The sequence below is a fragment of the Paenarthrobacter sp. UW852 genome, from assembly GCF_024608385.1.
Taxonomy (GTDB): Bacteria; Actinomycetota; Actinomycetes; order Actinomycetales; family Micrococcaceae; genus Arthrobacter.
Genome location: NZ_JAMSGY010000001.1, coordinates 229062 through 244605, shown reverse-complemented (window position 1 = coordinate 244605; position 15544 = coordinate 229062). Strand labels below are relative to the sequence as shown.

At 62.6% G+C, this 15544-nt stretch carries 16 protein-coding genes; 6 read left to right on the top strand and 10 right to left on the bottom strand.

Annotated elements, in window-relative coordinates; genetic code table 11:
- Window positions 1-8 precede the first annotated feature (8 nt).
- Together NEK97_RS01180 and NEK97_RS01175 are read right to left on the bottom strand one after the other, a co-directional pair.
- Entirely contained in the window at window positions 9-470 is a 462-nt protein-coding gene (locus NEK97_RS01180) for an NfeD family protein (protein ID WP_257368064.1), read from the bottom strand.
- A gap of 81 nt (window positions 471-551) precedes the next feature.
- Window positions 552-1394: a methyltransferase domain-containing protein gene (locus NEK97_RS01175; protein ID WP_257368063.1), complete on the bottom strand. Its 843-nt coding sequence runs from the start codon at window positions 1392-1394 to the stop codon at window positions 552-554.
- Between the two features lie 69 nt (window positions 1395-1463).
- Between NEK97_RS01175 and NEK97_RS01170 the strand changes: the two genes are divergently transcribed.
- Window positions 1464-3479: a S9 family peptidase gene (locus NEK97_RS01170; RefSeq protein ID WP_257368062.1), complete on the top strand. Its 2016-nt coding sequence runs from the start codon at window positions 1464-1466 to the stop codon at window positions 3477-3479.
- A 33-nt stretch (window positions 3480-3512) separates the two neighbouring features.
- On the opposite strand, the gene NEK97_RS01165 is transcribed toward NEK97_RS01170, so the two are convergent.
- Window positions 3513-4187 carry a peptide deformylase gene (locus NEK97_RS01165; protein ID WP_257368061.1) on the bottom strand — a complete coding sequence of 225 codons (675 nt, stop codon included), beginning with the start codon at window positions 4185-4187 and terminating at the stop codon, window positions 3513-3515.
- A 51-nt stretch (window positions 4188-4238) separates the two neighbouring features.
- Between NEK97_RS01165 and NEK97_RS01160 the strand changes: the two genes are divergently transcribed.
- Window positions 4239-4646: a nuclear transport factor 2 family protein gene (locus tag NEK97_RS01160; protein ID WP_257368060.1), complete on the top strand. Its 408-nt coding sequence runs from the start codon at window positions 4239-4241 to the stop codon at window positions 4644-4646.
- Here the strand turns inward: NEK97_RS01160 and NEK97_RS01155 are convergent, their stop codons facing one another.
- The 3 genes from NEK97_RS01155 to NEK97_RS01145 are packed head-to-tail and all read right to left on the bottom strand — an operon-like array spanning window position 4647 to window position 7634.
- The gene (locus NEK97_RS01155; RefSeq protein WP_257368059.1) at window positions 4647-5780 is read right to left on the bottom strand and encodes an NAD(P)/FAD-dependent oxidoreductase; all 1134 of its coding nucleotides are present in this window, start codon (window positions 5778-5780) and stop codon (window positions 4647-4649) included.
- Window positions 5773-6501 (bottom strand): class I SAM-dependent methyltransferase, encoded by a 729-nt coding sequence (locus tag NEK97_RS01150; protein WP_257368058.1) that lies wholly within the window; start codon window positions 6499-6501, stop codon window positions 5773-5775. The genes NEK97_RS01155 and NEK97_RS01150 overlap by 8 nt, the downstream gene beginning before the upstream one ends.
- Window positions 6498-7634 (bottom strand): type III polyketide synthase, encoded by a 1137-nt coding sequence (locus NEK97_RS01145; protein ID WP_257368057.1) that lies wholly within the window; start codon window positions 7632-7634, stop codon window positions 6498-6500. The genes NEK97_RS01150 and NEK97_RS01145 overlap by 4 nt, the downstream gene beginning before the upstream one ends.
- 130 nt (window positions 7635-7764) lie before the next feature.
- On the opposite strand from NEK97_RS01145, the gene NEK97_RS01140 reads away from it, so the two are divergent.
- On the top strand, window positions 7765-10158 hold the full coding sequence (locus NEK97_RS01140; RefSeq protein WP_257368056.1) for an excinuclease ABC subunit UvrA: 2394 nt from the start codon (window positions 7765-7767) through the stop codon (window positions 10156-10158).
- Window positions 10159-10190: 32 nt separating this feature from the next.
- Here NEK97_RS01140 and NEK97_RS01135 read toward each other — a convergent pair whose 3' ends face one another.
- On the bottom strand, window positions 10191-11411 hold the full coding sequence (locus tag NEK97_RS01135) for an NAD(P)/FAD-dependent oxidoreductase (RefSeq protein ID WP_257368055.1): 1221 nt from the start codon (window positions 11409-11411) through the stop codon (window positions 10191-10193).
- A 102-nt stretch (window positions 11412-11513) separates the two neighbouring features.
- Here NEK97_RS01135 and NEK97_RS01130 point away from each other — a divergent pair, with 102 nt between their 5' ends.
- Window positions 11514-12008, top strand: a complete 495-nt coding sequence (locus tag NEK97_RS01130; RefSeq protein ID WP_257368054.1) for a MarR family winged helix-turn-helix transcriptional regulator — start codon at window positions 11514-11516, stop codon at window positions 12006-12008.
- Window positions 12009-12085: 77 nt separating this feature from the next.
- Here NEK97_RS01130 and NEK97_RS01125 read toward each other — a convergent pair whose 3' ends face one another.
- Entirely contained in the window at window positions 12086-12901 is an 816-nt protein-coding gene (locus tag NEK97_RS01125) for an RNA polymerase sigma factor (RefSeq protein ID WP_257368053.1), read from the bottom strand.
- A 93-nt stretch (window positions 12902-12994) separates the two neighbouring features.
- On the opposite strand from NEK97_RS01125, the gene NEK97_RS01120 reads away from it, so the two are divergent.
- Window positions 12995-13978 (top strand): Lrp/AsnC family transcriptional regulator, encoded by a 984-nt coding sequence (locus NEK97_RS01120; RefSeq protein WP_257368052.1) that lies wholly within the window; start codon window positions 12995-12997, stop codon window positions 13976-13978.
- 62 nt (window positions 13979-14040) lie between these two features.
- On the opposite strand, the gene NEK97_RS01115 is transcribed toward NEK97_RS01120, so the two are convergent.
- Together NEK97_RS01115 and NEK97_RS01110 are read right to left on the bottom strand one after the other, a co-directional pair.
- Entirely contained in the window at window positions 14041-14469 is a 429-nt protein-coding gene (locus NEK97_RS01115; protein ID WP_257368051.1) for a VOC family protein, read from the bottom strand.
- Between the two features lie 87 nt (window positions 14470-14556).
- Window positions 14557-15015: a VOC family protein gene (locus NEK97_RS01110; RefSeq protein ID WP_257368050.1), complete on the bottom strand. Its 459-nt coding sequence runs from the start codon at window positions 15013-15015 to the stop codon at window positions 14557-14559.
- 126 nt (window positions 15016-15141) lie between these two features.
- Here NEK97_RS01110 and NEK97_RS01105 point away from each other — a divergent pair, with 126 nt between their 5' ends.
- On the top strand, window positions 15142-15531 hold the full coding sequence (locus NEK97_RS01105) for a DUF3054 domain-containing protein (protein WP_257368049.1): 390 nt from the start codon (window positions 15142-15144) through the stop codon (window positions 15529-15531).
- The last annotated feature ends 13 nt before the right edge of the window (window positions 15532-15544 follow it).

Here is a 15544-nt window from a genome sequence, read left to right as displayed (position 1 = left end):
GTCGCGCCCTAGAGCGGGCTGTTTTCGGCAGGCGTGGCGACCACTGCCGTCGCGCCGTCAATCCTCGTGACCTGGACTGTCTTTCCGGCGTCCAGGGTGCCGGCGGCGCTGCGGGCTGTCCAAACGTCGCCGCCTATTTTGACGAGTCCACTGGTGCCGGTAACGGCTTCAATGACCAAGGCAGGTTGTCCGATCAGGCGGTCGATATTGGAACGCTGCTCTTCAGGCCCCTTGTGAAGGTGCCTCAGGGCAACGGGCCGCAGGAAGACGATCATCAAGAGGGAAACCACGCAGAAGACGACGATCTGCAGCCATAGTTCGGCACCGGCGAAGTCGGCGACCAATCCTGCAAGGGCTCCGCCGCCCAGCATGATGAAGAAGAGGTCGAGAGTCAGCATCTCCACCACTGCAAACGCGAGGAAGAGGGTGAGCCACAATGCCCACCAATTCTCGCCGAGCCATTCGAACATCGGTTCCCCCTTGGTCCCGGACCCCTTCAGGAGGGATCACAGTCGCTGTTCTTCCATCCTAGCCCGGCGCGCCCTCCCACGTCAGGACACGGTGAACACGCTGATCCGGAACATGGCGGTGGTGGAAACGGAACCGTCGAATGCGGCCAATTCAGCCAACTTCCCGTCCTTCAGGTGGTGCCCCGCGGGTCCCATATATGCAAGGTCCGCCATCTCCGGGCCGCGCAGCGTCAGGGCGATGTCCAGGTCCACACTGGACGTTGACGTGAAATGCCCACGCATGGACTCGGCGAGGCGTTCCGCTTTGCCTTCCTCGATGCCGAGCATGCCCGTGCGCTCGGCGATCCCGGCCAGGTGGCCAGGCCGAGGAGTCACTACCACCAGCGTCCCCCCGGGACGGAGGACACGGGCGAACTCCGCCGGATTCCTCGGCGCAAAGACCACCATGACGGCGTCCACGGTGTCATTGGCCAGCGGCAAGGGACGCCAAATGTCCCAGACGAGGTTGGCCGCCTCCGGATTGAGCCGGGCAGCCCTCCGAAGGGCGAACTTGGAGATGTCCAGGCCTACGGCCGAAGCGCCGGACCGCTGCATGGCCTGGTGCAGGTAGTGGCCTGTTCCCGTACCAGCGTCAAGGATGAGGGAGCCCGGCCCGTGGAGCACCGCCTTCACTGACTCCGCGACTGCCCCGGCAAGGTCGTCATAGTGTCCCGCGTCGAGGAAACGGTGCCGCGCTGCAACCATCGCGGCGGAATCGGCTTCGAATACCGTGCCCTTGCCGGTCAGCAGGTTGAAGTAGCCCTGCCGTGCCGCATCGAAAAGGTGCCCGGAATCGCAGGAAAGTGTCCGCTGCTGCTTCTCCAGGAGCCGTAACGCCCCACGGCAGACAGGACAGCGAAGGGCCGCGACAGCATCAGGCAACATGGCTCCAATCCTACGGTGGGACGGAGTGTCTGGTGCCCTCGCCGCAACCGTCGGGCTAGGCTCACCAACGTGAAACCCGAGCAACTGCCTTTGCTGAACTCCGTGTCCGCGCCCGCCATCCACCCTGATGGCAGCAAAGCCGTCGTGTCCGTCACCAGGCCAGACTTCGACGCGGACAACTACGTCGGCCAGCTCTGGACGGTCCCGTTGGACAGCACCAAACATTCGCGCCGGATCACCCGCGGGTTCCGTGACACCTCCCCGGCGTTCTCGCCCGACGGACTGGTCCTGGCCTTCATCCGCAGCGAACCAGACGGTAAGCCGCAACTCTTCGTGGTGGAAGCGGCCGGCGGGGAGCCCCAGCGGATCACGGACCAACAGCTGGGAGTCTCCGGCTTCAGGTGGGCGCCGGACTCCCACCGCATTGCCTTCACCTCGCGCGTACCGGAGCAGGGGCGCTACGGAACGGTAGACGGCGTCGGTTCCGGAGCTGAGGACGCCCGCCTGGTCACTGCAAACCAGTACAGGATGAACGGGCTCGGCTATACCGCCGACCAGCGCCAGCAACTGTTCATCGTGGAGGTACCGGAGCTGGGCGGCGAACCGGCCGTCACCCCGCGGGGCAGGGCCGGGCACGAACAGCCGAAGAATCCATCCAAGGGAATTCCAGCGGCAAAGCAGCTCACGTTCGGCGATTCCGACCATGAGTCCCCATGCTTCTCCGCTGACGGCAGGGAGCTCTACTTCGTGGCGGCCCTCCATGAAGGGCACGACGACGACCTTGTCACCTCCGTCTACCGGATCGCCACTGATGGCGGCCAGCCGACCGCCGTCGAACCTTCCAACGCCGGACGCCAAACCGTGACGGACGTCCTCGCATCCGCCGACGGCAAGTGGCTGTTCTATCTTGCGCAGGACATGGGTGGCACGGGCCGGGACTTCGTCGCGCGAAACACCGTGCTCCATGTCATGCCCGCCAGTGGGGGAGAGGCCGTGGCCCTGACCGACGTCGAACATTTGGATGCGTCAGGACCAATGGAACCCAGTGGTCCCGACAGTGTGCTGGTTCTGAACACCGCACTGGGCAGCGTCGAACTTCTGGAGGTGACCGCGGAGGGCGCTATCACCCCGCTGGTGCACGGGGCCAGGGTAGTCATCGGCGCCACGGTGGCTGCGAACGGCGAAATCGCGGTCAGCTTCTCCGACGCCGCCACAGTGGGCGACGTCGCCAAGTTGGAACGTGGTGAAATCCGGCTCCTCACGGACTTCTCGGCCGCACTCCGGAACGACTCACAGGTCATTGAGCCCAGGGAATTCGAGGCACCTTCCGGAGACGGGCACCCTGTCCAGGGGTGGGTTATGCTACCGGACGGGCCCGGCCCACATCCGGTCCTCCTCAACATCCACGGCGGCCCGTTTGCCCAGTACACCGGAGCTTTCTTCGACGAAGCACAGGTGTATGCGGCGGCAGGATACGCGGTCATCATGTGCAACCCACGCGGTTCCTCCGGCTACGGCCAAGCGCACGGACGTGCAATCAAAGAACGCATGGGCACTGTGGATATGCAGGACGTCCTGGCGTTCCTTGACGCCGCCCTGGCGGGTTTCGGCGCGCTGGATAAGGACCGGGTGGGAATCATGGGCGGATCATATGGCGGTTACCTGACCGCATGGACCATCGCGCATGACCACCGGTTCAAGGCCGCGATCGTTGAGCGCGGTTTCCTGGACCCTGTCAGCTTCGCCGGCTCATCCGACATTGGTTGGTTCTTCGGCGCGGAATACATCGGCGGGACGGCCGCCCAGATGGCGTCGCAAAGCCCCATGGCTGTTGTCACCAACGTCGACACTCCCACCTTGGTGGTGCACAGCGAAAACGATCTTCGTTGCCCGGTTGAGCAGGGACAGCGCTACTACTCGCAGCTCAAGGCGCAAGGGGTGGAGACAGCCCTGCTGGTCTTCCCTGGTGAGGATCACGAACTGTCCCGTTCCGGCACCCCGCATCATCGGAAGCAGCGCTTCGACCACATCCTTCGCTGGTGGGCGCGGTACCTTCCGACGGCTTCCAACCACCTGGCGTCATAGGACTCTGCAGGGGTTGAGGCCCCGCGCCACCACCTAGGGCTGGAAACCGAGGGTCCTGCGTGCTTCATCGATATCCGGGGCGGCCCACCGCGCTGAATGCTCCGCATTGCTGGACAGTGACCGTATCTCGGCCCGGTCCAGGTAGAGGGTTCCATGGAGGTGGTCTGTTTCATGTTGCACGATGCGGGCCTGCCAGCCGGAGAACCACTCTTCCACGGGCTCGCCGGCAGTATCGGTGTACCGCAACTCGACGTTCCGATGGCGTTTCACGACGGCTTGGTATCCGGCGACAGACAAGCACCCTTCGAAGAACGAGGCTGTCTCCGATCCCAGGGGCTTGTACGTCGGGTTGATGATGGCGAAGAACTCCAGCTGCTCCCGGTGCCGCACAGCGGCCGACGCCGGGTCAACCTCGTATTTGTCCTCAAGGACGGCCAGTTGAAGGGGGATGCCCAACTGCGGGGCAGCCAAGCCCACGCCCGGAGCGTCATGCATGACCTCACGCATCCGATCAACGAGTGCCAGCAACTCAACGTCGTCTATCTGGCCATCAAAGGGGGCTGCAACATGACGCAGGACAGGATGACCCGCCTGGACAATTGCCGGAAGATCCTCTGCGTCAAGCAGCCTTCGGACAGCATCCCTGATCTGCGTGGGGTTGAAGTCGGTGGCGGGGCTGGGCGCCTCGGGATGAGGTTGATGCGTCATGCCTTTGAGCCTAACGCGGAAGTGTCCGCGACGGTGGGCTAGGCTCGACGGATGAGCCATTCCACTCCCTTGGACCAGGTCCTTGCCTTCGTCAGGACCGTAGAAGCCGGCGGTGGAGCTGCAGAACTGCGGCCGTTCCTCGCCGAGGACTTCACGCTCACCGAGTGGCCACACGCACTGTCCAAATCAGGTTCCACCCGCAACCTGGCCGAGACGCTCTCCGGGGCGGACCAAAGCAAGGACATCGTTGCCAAGCAAACATTCGACGTTGTCCGGACCACCTGCCAGGGTGACCGGGTCGTGCTCGAAATGAATTGGTCGGCCACACTGCTTCTTGACCTTCCCCACTGGGATTGCGGCGACACTATCCGGGCCCGCAGCACGGCCGTCTTCGAGCTCCGCGACGGGCTCATCATCAGCCAGGACACCTACGACTGCTACTACACCGCGCCGGAATAATCAGCGCATGGTGAAGCGCCGCTCCACCAGCGCCGCCACAGCAGGAAGCTCCAAGGCCGCAGCAAAAAGCCTGTTCCGGGTTTCCATAACGGCCGGGGGCAGCGGCCTGCCCAGCGCCATGTTCAAGCCGGCCTGCCGCGAAGCCCGTAACGCTGTCCTGCGCCTGGTTACCTCAAACCGTGCAAGCCGACGCCCAACATCATTCCCCATGAGGGAAGCGTGCATTATTGGCGCGAGTTCCGCCGCATCCAGCCATCCCAGGTTCATGCCCTGCCCACCAATCGGACTGATCTCATGGGCGGCGTCACCGAGCAAGACCACCCGGCCGTGAACCATCCTCCGTACCAGGCGGGACCGTACTTCAAAGGCACTGATCATGGTGTTGCTGGCCGGGTCAAGCACCTCGCCGGTCCTGGCCCCCACCAGACCGGCCAGCCCGGCCGCCGTCGAGCCTTGATCCGGTTCACCCAACCGCACCACCCACCTTCGCACCCCGCCCGGCAGCGGAAACGACTCCACAATCCCGTCGGGTTCCAAATACAGCACCGCATCGGAGCCATGACCGGTGGCGTCAGAGAAGTCACCCATGATGTAGCTGTCCGGGTAGCCCCGTGCCGGCAGTTCCGGCACGATCTGCCGGCGAACAGTTGAATGGGCACCGTCGGCGGCTACCACCAGGCGGGCGGTGAACTGTTTCTCCCCGGCGGGTATGGCCGCAGCCACCTCCACCACTCCTGAACTGTCCTCGACGAGGCTCATGACGTCGGCCCCGCGGATGATCGCTCCAGGATCAAGGCGCACTACGGCCTCCTCCAGGACCTTTTCGGTGAGGGGCTGCGGTACGGCGAGGATAAACGGAAAGTCGGGATCGCCGGAGAACGGCAGTTCGGCCACCCGCTTTCCGCGGCTGTACGCAAGTCCACGACGGATATGAACTCCGGCCTCTGTCAGTTCAGCCGCCACTCCTGCGCGTGCCAGCTGGCCCAGCGCCGGGGGGTGGATGCCGATGGCGCGGGACCGATGGCTCCGGGCGGGCCGCCGTTCCAGGATCCTGACCGTATGCCCCTGTTGCAGCAACAAGGCACCCATGAACAGGCCTACGGGCCCGGCGCCGACCACCACAACGTCAAACACTTTCGCCCTCCTGACTGGCGCCTGCGGCATCGTAGACGAGCAAGGTATGCCAAGGGCCGTTTGCTTCCACCGACCAGCTGCCAGGAACGGCGGACCGCAGTTCCGCACGGGTATAGCTGCGTTTGATGGACACCAGGCCGTCCCCGCAGATGTAGGAGCCGAGGCCCAGGGGCCAAAAGCCCGCCATGAACAACAGGTAGGAGATGTTGCTGCGTACCAGATCGTTGTGCAGGACGAGTCGACGGCCCAGGAGCTCTGAGTCCCGTAGCACTCCGGTGAGCTGATCGGCGTCGAGGTGGTGAAGGATGTGGTTGGACATCACGACGTCGAAGGTCCTGCCCTCGGCTACCAGCTGGGAGCTGTGCGCGCGCCGGTAGGTGACACCCTCGACGCGGGGTGCATGGCGGGCGAATTCGTGCGCTCGAAGGTCCGGGTCGATCGCAGTCACCTCGAGCCGGAACCTATCGCGTTGCGCCCATCGCGCCAGGCTCCGGGCAACGTCACCGCTGCCGCAGCCGACATCCAGCAATGACACCGGATCCGTCGTGGACATCAAGGGCCGGATCCGTTGCACATAGGTGCGATGCCAGCCGGACAAGAGACTGTTGACCACCGGAAAGCGCGCGTAAGTCCGGTTCAGGCGCACGGGATCGCAATCCGGCCTGTCCATTTCCTCTACGGCCTGCAGGTCCCTGCCCTTAAGGGAACCCCACGGGCTCACAGTGCGGGGGAGACCAGCGTGAAGAGGCCAGTTTCCACCGTCAGGCCTGGACCAAACGCCATGGAGCAGATGCGTTCCTCACGTTCGGCTGCGTCCTGTTCCAACATGTACTTCAGGACGAACAGGACGGTGGCGCTGCTCATATTGCCGTACTCCCGCAGGGTCTCGCGGGCCGGAACCAACTGCTCTTGGGTGAGTTCAAGCTTTGACTCGACCTTGTCCAGTATGCTGCGTCCGCCGGGGTGAATGGCCCAGTGCGTTATGTCGGTGTAGGGCAGGCCTGCCAGTTGGGGTTCCTTAGCCAGCAGCGGCTCCAGCGCCCCAGTGATGTGTTCCTCGATGATGTGGGGAACGTAGGACCCCAACACCATTTCGAAACCTTCATCGCCGATGTTCCAGGCCATCGCTTCTTCGCCCACAGGGGTGAGGACGGTCTCGAAGTGGTCCAGCCTGATGACCGGATCCGGGCCTTCCGGTTCACGGGCCGTGACGATGGCAGCGGCAGCTCCATCGCCAAAAATGGCCGACCCCATGATCGTGTCGGGATCATTGGAGGTCCTTACGTGCAGCGAACAGAGTTCCACGCAGATCACCAGGACCACAGCCCCCGGATCGGCCTCGCAGAATTGCTTTGCCGCCTTGAGCGCGGGGAACGCGGCGTAACAGCCCATGAAGCCCAGGTGATAGCGCTGTACCGATGGGCTCAGACCCAATGCCCGGACCACTTTGTAATCCGGTCCAGGGTTGAAGAACCCCGTACAGGAAACCGTGATGACGTGGGTGATGTCGTCCAGGTCAATGCCCGCAGCCTGGGCCACCGCGGTCTTGCCGGCTTCGACGAAGAGCTTGGTGGCCTCCGTGGCGAAGATCTCGTTGCGGACCTTGGTGCTGGGGCTCAGCACCCTGTTCGTTTCCGGATCAAAGAACCTGGGATTCTCGGGATGGGCGTCAAGGCTAAGTTCTTCCACGGCCGTGTACCGGGTGTCGATCGCGGCGGAGTCAAAGCAAGTGGAGACGAGCCGTGTTCCCAGCCGGGTCAGGCCCGGTTGGGACGCAAAAACTTCCCGTGCTTGTTGCTGGATCAGGATAGTTGGCGGAACTGCGGTTTCTAGGGACCTCACATATACCGGCATGCTCCATTCTTAGCGAGTAAACCGTGGAAGACAATGGCAGAATCGAAGCTACTGGCCGAGGCTGGCCAGTGAGAGCCAGGGGCGCCAACGGGGGACTGTTGGGCAACGCCGCCTAACAGATGGAGAAATCATGAGTATCGCCACGGGCACGCACACATCATCTCCCGCGTCGCACGTCGCCGACACCCACGATCTGATCAGGGTCCAGGGTGCACGTGAGAACAACCTGAAGGACGTCACCATCGAGATCCCGAAGCGCAGGCTCACGGTCTTCACGGGTGTCTCCGGCTCCGGAAAGAGTTCGCTCGTCTTCGCAACCATCGCCGCGGAGTCCCAGCGAATGATCAACGAGACGTACAGTGCTTTCGTGCAGGGCTTCATGCCGTCCCTGGCGCGGCCCGACGTCGACATGCTTGAGGGCCTCACAACGGCGATCATTGTCGATCAGGAACGGATGGGCTCCAATCCGCGGTCCACGGTCGGCACGGCCACGGATGCCAATGCGATGCTCCGCATCCTCTTCAGCCGCCTCGGCCATCCGCACATCGGTTCGCCCAACGCCTACTCCTTCAACGTCCCAACGGTGAAGGCCAGCGGCGCCATCACCGTGGAGCGCGGCGAAGGCAAGACCAAGACGGAAAAGGCCACCTTCAACCGGCTGGGTGGAATGTGTTCCCGCTGCGAAGGCATGGGATCGGTCAACGATTTCGACCTGACGGCCCTGTATGACGACACGAAGTCACTCAGCGAAGGCGCGCTCACCATCCCGGGTTACACCATGGACGGGTGGTACGGACGTATCTTCAGCGGTTCGGGCTTTTTCAACATGGACAAGCCGATCGCCAAGTTCACTAAAAAGGAACTCCACGACCTTCTCTACCGCGAACCCACAAAAATCAAGGTTGAGGGAATCAATCTCACCTACGAAGGCGTGATCCCCAAGATCCAAAAGTCGATGCTCAGCAAGGACGTCGACGCCCTGCAACCCCACATTCGCGCCTTTGTTGAACGGGCCATTACCTTCACCACCTGCCCCGAGTGTGATGGCACCCGGCTCAGTCCGGAGGCCAGGTCGTCGAAGATCAAGGGCAAGAGCATCGCGGATGTTTGCACCATGCAGATCAGTGATCTCGCCGATTGGATCCGGGGCATCGACGAGCCCTCCGTTGCTCCGCTGTTGAAGGGGCTCCAGCACCTCCTGGACTCCTTTGCCGAAATCGGCCTTGGCTACCTCTCCTTGGATCGCCCGGCGGGCACCCTGTCCGGGGGCGAGGCGCAGCGGACCAAAATGATCCGCCACCTGGGATCCTCCCTGACAGACATCACGTATGTTTTCGACGAACCAACAATCGGTTTGCACCCGCACGACATTGAACGCATGAACCAACTCCTGCTGCAATTGCGGGACAAGGGCAACACCGTTCTTGTTGTGGAGCACAAGCCCGAAACCATCGCCATTGCCGACCACGTGGTCGATCTTGGACCCGGCGCAGGCAGCGGTGGAGGGTCCGTTTGCTTTGAGGGCGACGTTGAGGGGTTGCGGGGGAGCGACACGATCACGGGTCGCCACCTCGATGACCGGGCAACCATCAAGGCCTCCGTTCGTCCCGCATCCGGCAAACTCGAAGTCCGTGGCGCGTCCACCAACAACCTCAAAAATGTCGACGTCGACATCCCCCTGGGCGTCCTCTGCGTCCTGACCGGCGTGGCTGGTTCGGGCAAAAGCTCCCTGATCCACGGCTCAGTAGCCTCCCGTGAAGGAGTCGTGGTCATCGACCAGGGTGCCATCCGGGGTTCACGCCGCAGTAACCCGGCTACGTACACGGGCTTATTGGAACCGATTCGAAAGGCGTTCGGGAAAGCGAACGGAGTCAAGCCGGCGCTCTTCAGTTCCAACTCGGAAGGCGCATGCCCCACGTGCAACGGAGCCGGCGTGATCTATACCGACCTTGGCGTCATGGCTACTGTCGAGTCGACCTGCGAGGAATGCGACGGGAAACGATTCCAGGCGGCTGTCCTGGAATACACCCTCGGGGAGCGCAATATTGCAGAAGTGCTTGCAATGTCCGTGGTCGATGCCGAACGCTTCTTCGCCGAGGGTGACGCCCGCACTCCCGCAGCCCACAAGATCCTGGAACGCATGGCCGACGTCGGACTCGGTTACCTGACACTCGGACAGCCTCTCACTACGTTGTCCGGCGGAGAGCGCCAGCGGCTCAAGCTGGCCACCCAGATGTCCGAGAAGGGCGACATCTACATTCTTGACGAGCCAACTACCGGCCTGCACCTGGCCGATGTCCAGAACCTCCTTGGCATGCTTGACCGCCTGGTCGAGTCCGGCAAATCGGTCATTGTTATCGAACACCACCAGGCCGTCATGGCACATGCGGACTGGATCATCGACCTTGGCCCGGGTGCAGGGCACGACGGCGGCAGGATTGTTTTCAACGGAACGCCGGCCGACCTGGTGGCCGCCAAGGGGACGCTGACGGGGAAGCACTTGTCGGCCTACGTGGGTGCCTGAGCTCTTGGTCAATTCGCTGGTACGTCCCTTCGTCAGGAGCCCACGGTGCTTGCCGTCTCCCAGTCGATGTGGTGGTGATACAGCCAGTCGAAATTGTCAGCGGACTTGCGTGAGAGGGCACGGAATACCAGCGGCAGGGCCAGGTCCTCGAACACCCGCTTGAATTGGCCCCTGATCTTCGGTGCTGCATTCCGTCGCCCCCACTGGACCACCAGCTCCGCCCGGTTCCTGCGTTCGGCTTCGTAACGGGCCAGGGCTTCAGGCACCGGCTCCAGCCCGGCGCCACGCAAGGCGCGCCCCAACGTGACGGCGTCCTCTATGGCCATGGACGCTCCTTGCCCGGAGGACGGCGATGCCGCGTGGGCGGCGTCTCCCACCAGGACCAGTCTTCCGCGCCACCAGTGCGGGATGCCCGGAAAGTCGGAGGTCCTATACGGCCGGATGACGTCCTCAGTCGCGGCAACGATCGCAGCCATGGGTGTGCGATCCCGTTCCACGAGCTGTGTCAGCCACGCTTTGCGGGCCCCGGCATCCAAAGTGGCAGGATCTTCCGAGGACCGTTCCAGCGGGTTGGCGAACCACCACACCCGCCCGTCGGGATCCCGCATGTAGCAATAGAAACAGCGTTTTCCAAAAACCATCTTCATGCGGCCAACCTCCACATCGATCATTCCCGGGGGGAGGACTCCGGCTGGCACGATGCCGCCGGTGTTGAGCAGCGGAATGTTCCTGGGCGCAGGGGAGGAGGGGTCGATGAGGTCCCTCACCTTCGACTTGAGTCCATCGGCACCGATCAGGACGTCTCCGGCGGCTGAGGTTCCGTCGGCGAAAACTGCGGTCACGCCGTCGGGCCGTTCTTCCACCGCGGTGAGCCGTTTGCCGTAGACGATGCCAATGCCGCGTCGGCTGGCCTCTTCACGGAACATGCCGTATAGCTCCGAGCGGGTCATGGTTCGGGCGGTGGTGCCGTCCGGCAAGGAGCCGCCATAGTCGAAGTCGATGAGGTGCTTCCCGTTGCTGCCCAGGTACATGGACATCAGGGGAGTGGGGAAACCCAAGCGACAGGCGTCGTCTTTGAGGCCAAGTGTTTCCAACGCGTCAAAGCCGTTGACGGCAACTGTGAGGAAGCCGCCAATACCGTCGGAGGGTGCGTCGTAGGCTTCAAAGATGACCGGCCGATGTCCGGCTTTCTGTAGTGCAAATCCGGAGGCCAACCCGGCGATCCCAGCTCCAATGACCAAACAGTTCATCATGTCGCGCTCCATTTTATTTCGTTCGGACAAACGAAATATATCGCTGGGGCATGCAGAGAGCAATCCTTTCGGGAAAACGAAATAACTTGCTAGCCTCGTCGCATGGAATCCGAAGCCAAGCACAGCGCCCACCGGCAAGCCCTGGTGGAAGCGGTTTTCACCTCCGGAAGGGAGCTTTCGACGGCCGCCGTCATGTTCCACACCAAGCTGTCCGAGCTGCGCGGGTTGTCCGCCACGGAGGGAAAAGCCATTGATATCCTGTTGCGCTTTGGGCCCATGACAGCAGGGGAATTCGGACAGCATTCAGGGTTGGCGCCTGCCTCAGTCACCGGCCTCATGCAACGGCTGGAGGCCAAGGGAGTCGCCAGAAGGGTCCGGAGCGACGAGGACAAACGAAAGGTACTGATCGAGCTGATCGGCGACCAGGTCACCGCTGCGACATCGTATTTCGTCGACTTCATGGACGGACTCGGGCGCCTTCTTGAGGAGTACAGCGACGACGAACTGCGGACCATCGCCGACTACTCAACCAGAGCTGCGGAGATTCAGAAGAAAGCCGCGTCGCGCTTGGGCAATCCGGGAACTGTCGGGACCTAAGGGCACCCACTTCCGGCTCTCGACATTAAGTGCCGATAATCTACATTATGTAAAGTAAAGATGAATCGGGGCTCCCCTCAGTCACTAGCCATAGCCTCGTGGATCTCCTTGAGATCCTGCAATGCTTCATGGCAGCGACGACACACGGCCACGTGGTGATCGAGCCTTTGCCGCGCGGCCCTACAAACAGCGTTCCTGACGAACTTGCCCAAATGTCGGGAAAAATCGATGCATGGATCGTCCGGCGATACTTTCACATGTTGTTGGAGATACGCCTGCCGGAGCCCTTCACGCGCCCTGATAAGCAGCGAAGAAACTCCATTGGGGCTCAGTTCCATGACCCGCGCGGTTGCCGCAGGTTTCAGGCCTTCAACTTCCACGCACCACAGGACCGCCTGCCATCGCACAGGTAACGAGTGGAAGGCCCTCATCAGGGTCGTGGATTCGAAAGCTTTGATGGTCGAGTCCTCGCTGAGAACCAGGGAATCCATGGCGCTGCCGTAACCAAGCGTTGCACGTCGTCGGCCCTGGATGTTGCGCCGATGTGCAATTCGCCTGACAGTTGTCGTCAGGTACGCCTGGAACGACTCGCGGGGCCCGCCTCCTTTGGCCAGTGATCCAAACACCGAGCCAAAGGCTTCTGCCACGACGTCGTCCGGATCGTTGCCGGGGTCGCACTCCGCGCGGGCCACGTAACCGGCCACCGCCACGTGGCGACGGTACAGCCCGGCGAACGCCGCGAGGTCCCCCCGACGTACAGCGGACACCAACAAGGCATCGGACCAGCTTCCATCGGCCGGATGCGCAGCCCCACCTCTCCCCCACGCTTTCCGTACGTCGGCGGCATGAGCCTGCGCAGTGATGGCAGCCGGGTCGGCGGTTTGAGTGGACATGGGATGGGCCTTTCAGTGGGGCGGCCCCAAACCTAGGCAATAGGTGGTTGAATACACTCAAAACGCAGGTTTTTTGCTGAAAGAGCAGGAAAAATGCAGGAATATCATCTCGACGAGCGGGATCTTCGGCTTCTGCACGCCCTCCAGATCCGTCCCCGTGCTCCGTGGGCCGCTTTGGCTCCTGTAGTCGGAGCCGACGCCGTGACACTGGCCAGGCGCTGGAGTGCGTTGGAAGGCGCCGGGCTGGCCTGGATCACGGCCTATCGGGGGCCCGGAGCGAAATACACCGGCGCCATCATCGAGATTGATTGCGCGCCTGCAAATATTGCTTCCGCCACTGCGGACCTCGCGGATGATGACGAGGTCCTGTCGATCGACCAGACCGCCGGCGGTCGGGACCTCGTACTGACTTGCCTTTGCCAGTCCGATGCTGACCTGGGCCGCTTTGTCCTGGACAGGCTCCCCTCCATTGCCGGCGTCAAGACTACCCGTACCCACCGCGGCATCAGGCTGCTCGCGGACGCGCAGCAGTGGAGATTGCGTTCGCTGCAGGAAAGGGAAATCGCCCGGCTCGAACTTGGACTCCCCCAGCCCACTGCAGCCCAGCGGGGTGTTCCTTCAGAAGTGGAAAATGCCGTTGCCGCAATTCTGCGCCACGACGGCCGCGCGTCCGTCGCCCACATCGCCAAGAGTGCCGGTATCAGCCCTGTCCGCGCGAAGAACGCCCTCTTAGCGCTCCTTGCCGAAAAGCGCCTCATTGTGCGCTTGGAGGTGGCCCGCGCCTATGCCCCCTGGCCTGTATCAGTGTGGTACTTCCTGCGCGTTCCCGTCACGCAGGTTGAAGCAGTCGCCGGACGACTCGTGGGCCTCCAGGAGGTCCGGTTCGTAGCCACCACTGCTGGGCTGTACTCCATCTTGATGATGGTCTGGCTTCGCCGCATCGAGGACATGACAGTCCTGGAACGGCAGCTCGGCGAAAGGCTTCCTTTCGCCGAGATCATGGACCGCTCCATCGTGTTGCGCACACCAAAACACATGGGCAAGCGACTTACCGCGGACGGCCGGCGGATCGGCTGAAGCCACCTGGATGCCCCTCCGGGAATCCGGGCGGGGCATCCAGTGAAGGCGGGATCGTGGAGCTACTGCTGCTGCTGTTCTCCTGCGATGTTGATCAACCAGTTGATACCGAACTTGTCGACGCACATTCCAAAAGTGTCGCCCCAGGGCGCCGATTCGAGCGGAACGGTGACCGTACCACCGTCGACGAGCTTGTCCCAGAAGCCACGCAGCTCAGCTTCGTCTGATGCGTCACCGCTAAGGGATACAGAAATGTTGTCGCCGGGGTTGTATTCCATGCCGTTCGGCGTGTCAGCTGCCATGAGGGTCAGGCCGCCGGGAGTGACCAGCATGGCGTGCATGACCTTATCGGCTTCGGCCGGGTCCTGACTCCCCGGCATATCACCGAAAGTGCTGATGTTCAGCTCACCGCCAAAGACGGATTCGTAGAACGTGATTGCGTCCCGGGCATTGTCCCGGAATGAGATGTATGGGTTGAGGCGCGTTGTCATCGGTCGGTTCTCCTCATGGTTGCCAGGTGCGTGAATACGGCACCCTGCGCACATGCTAGCAGCGCGTCCGGCGCCTGTCCCCCATGGTTACTCAACGCCGTCGTAAGCCCTTTGGAGCTCGTTGATGTCGAGCTTGCGCATCTTCATCATCGCTTCCATGGCGCGCTGGGAACCTGCCGGGTCCGGCCCATTGAGGATCCCGGCCATACCAGTGGGAACAACTTGCCACGAAAGGCCAAACCGGTCCTTTAACCAACCACACTGGCTCTCTTCTCCCCCGACGAGCAGGGCATCCCAATAGCGGTCCACTTCCTCTTGGGAGTCGCAATTGACCACCATGGAAACCGCCTCAGTGAACTTGAACAATGGGCCACCATTGAGGCCCATGAACTGCCTGCCCTCGATCTCGAATTCCACGGTGAGTGCCTTGCCGCCGGGCCCAGGCATAACCTCGCCCATGGACGAATTGTCGAACGTGGAAGTGTAGAACTCCGCTGCCTCCTCAGCCTGGCCGTCGAACCACAAACAGGTGGAAATCTTCTGCATCTGCCATCCCTCCAAGGAACCGGGGAACTCCTTGTCCCCCGTCCGAGGCTAATACCGGGGCTTTCACCCCCACAATGGCCCGGAGCGAATTCCCGCCTGACCGCAATGGCCGCTAATGTCGGAGGCATGCCTTCCCCATCCAAGCCGTGGCTTCCGGCCGCAATCGCCGACCTTTTGTTGATTCTTGTCTTCGCAGCCATTGGTCGCGATGCTCATGCCCGTGGCGACATTGTCCTCGGGGCCTTCACCACGGCGTGGCCCTTCCTTGCCGGCGCCGCCATCGCATGGATGGTCCTGCGTGCATGGCGGGCGCCGTTCTCCCTATGGCCGGTCGGCGTGGGCGTCTGGCTGGGCACGGTAGTGGTGGGAATGCTCCTGAGGGCAGCCACCGGGCAGACAGTCGTACTGCCGTTCATCGTGGTAGCACTGATCAGCCTCGCTGTTTTCCTGCTTGGATACCGTGCGCTGGTGGCCTTGGTGGTGCGGGTCGTGCGCAAGGGGCGCAGCCGGGTGTGATCCAGCCCGGGAC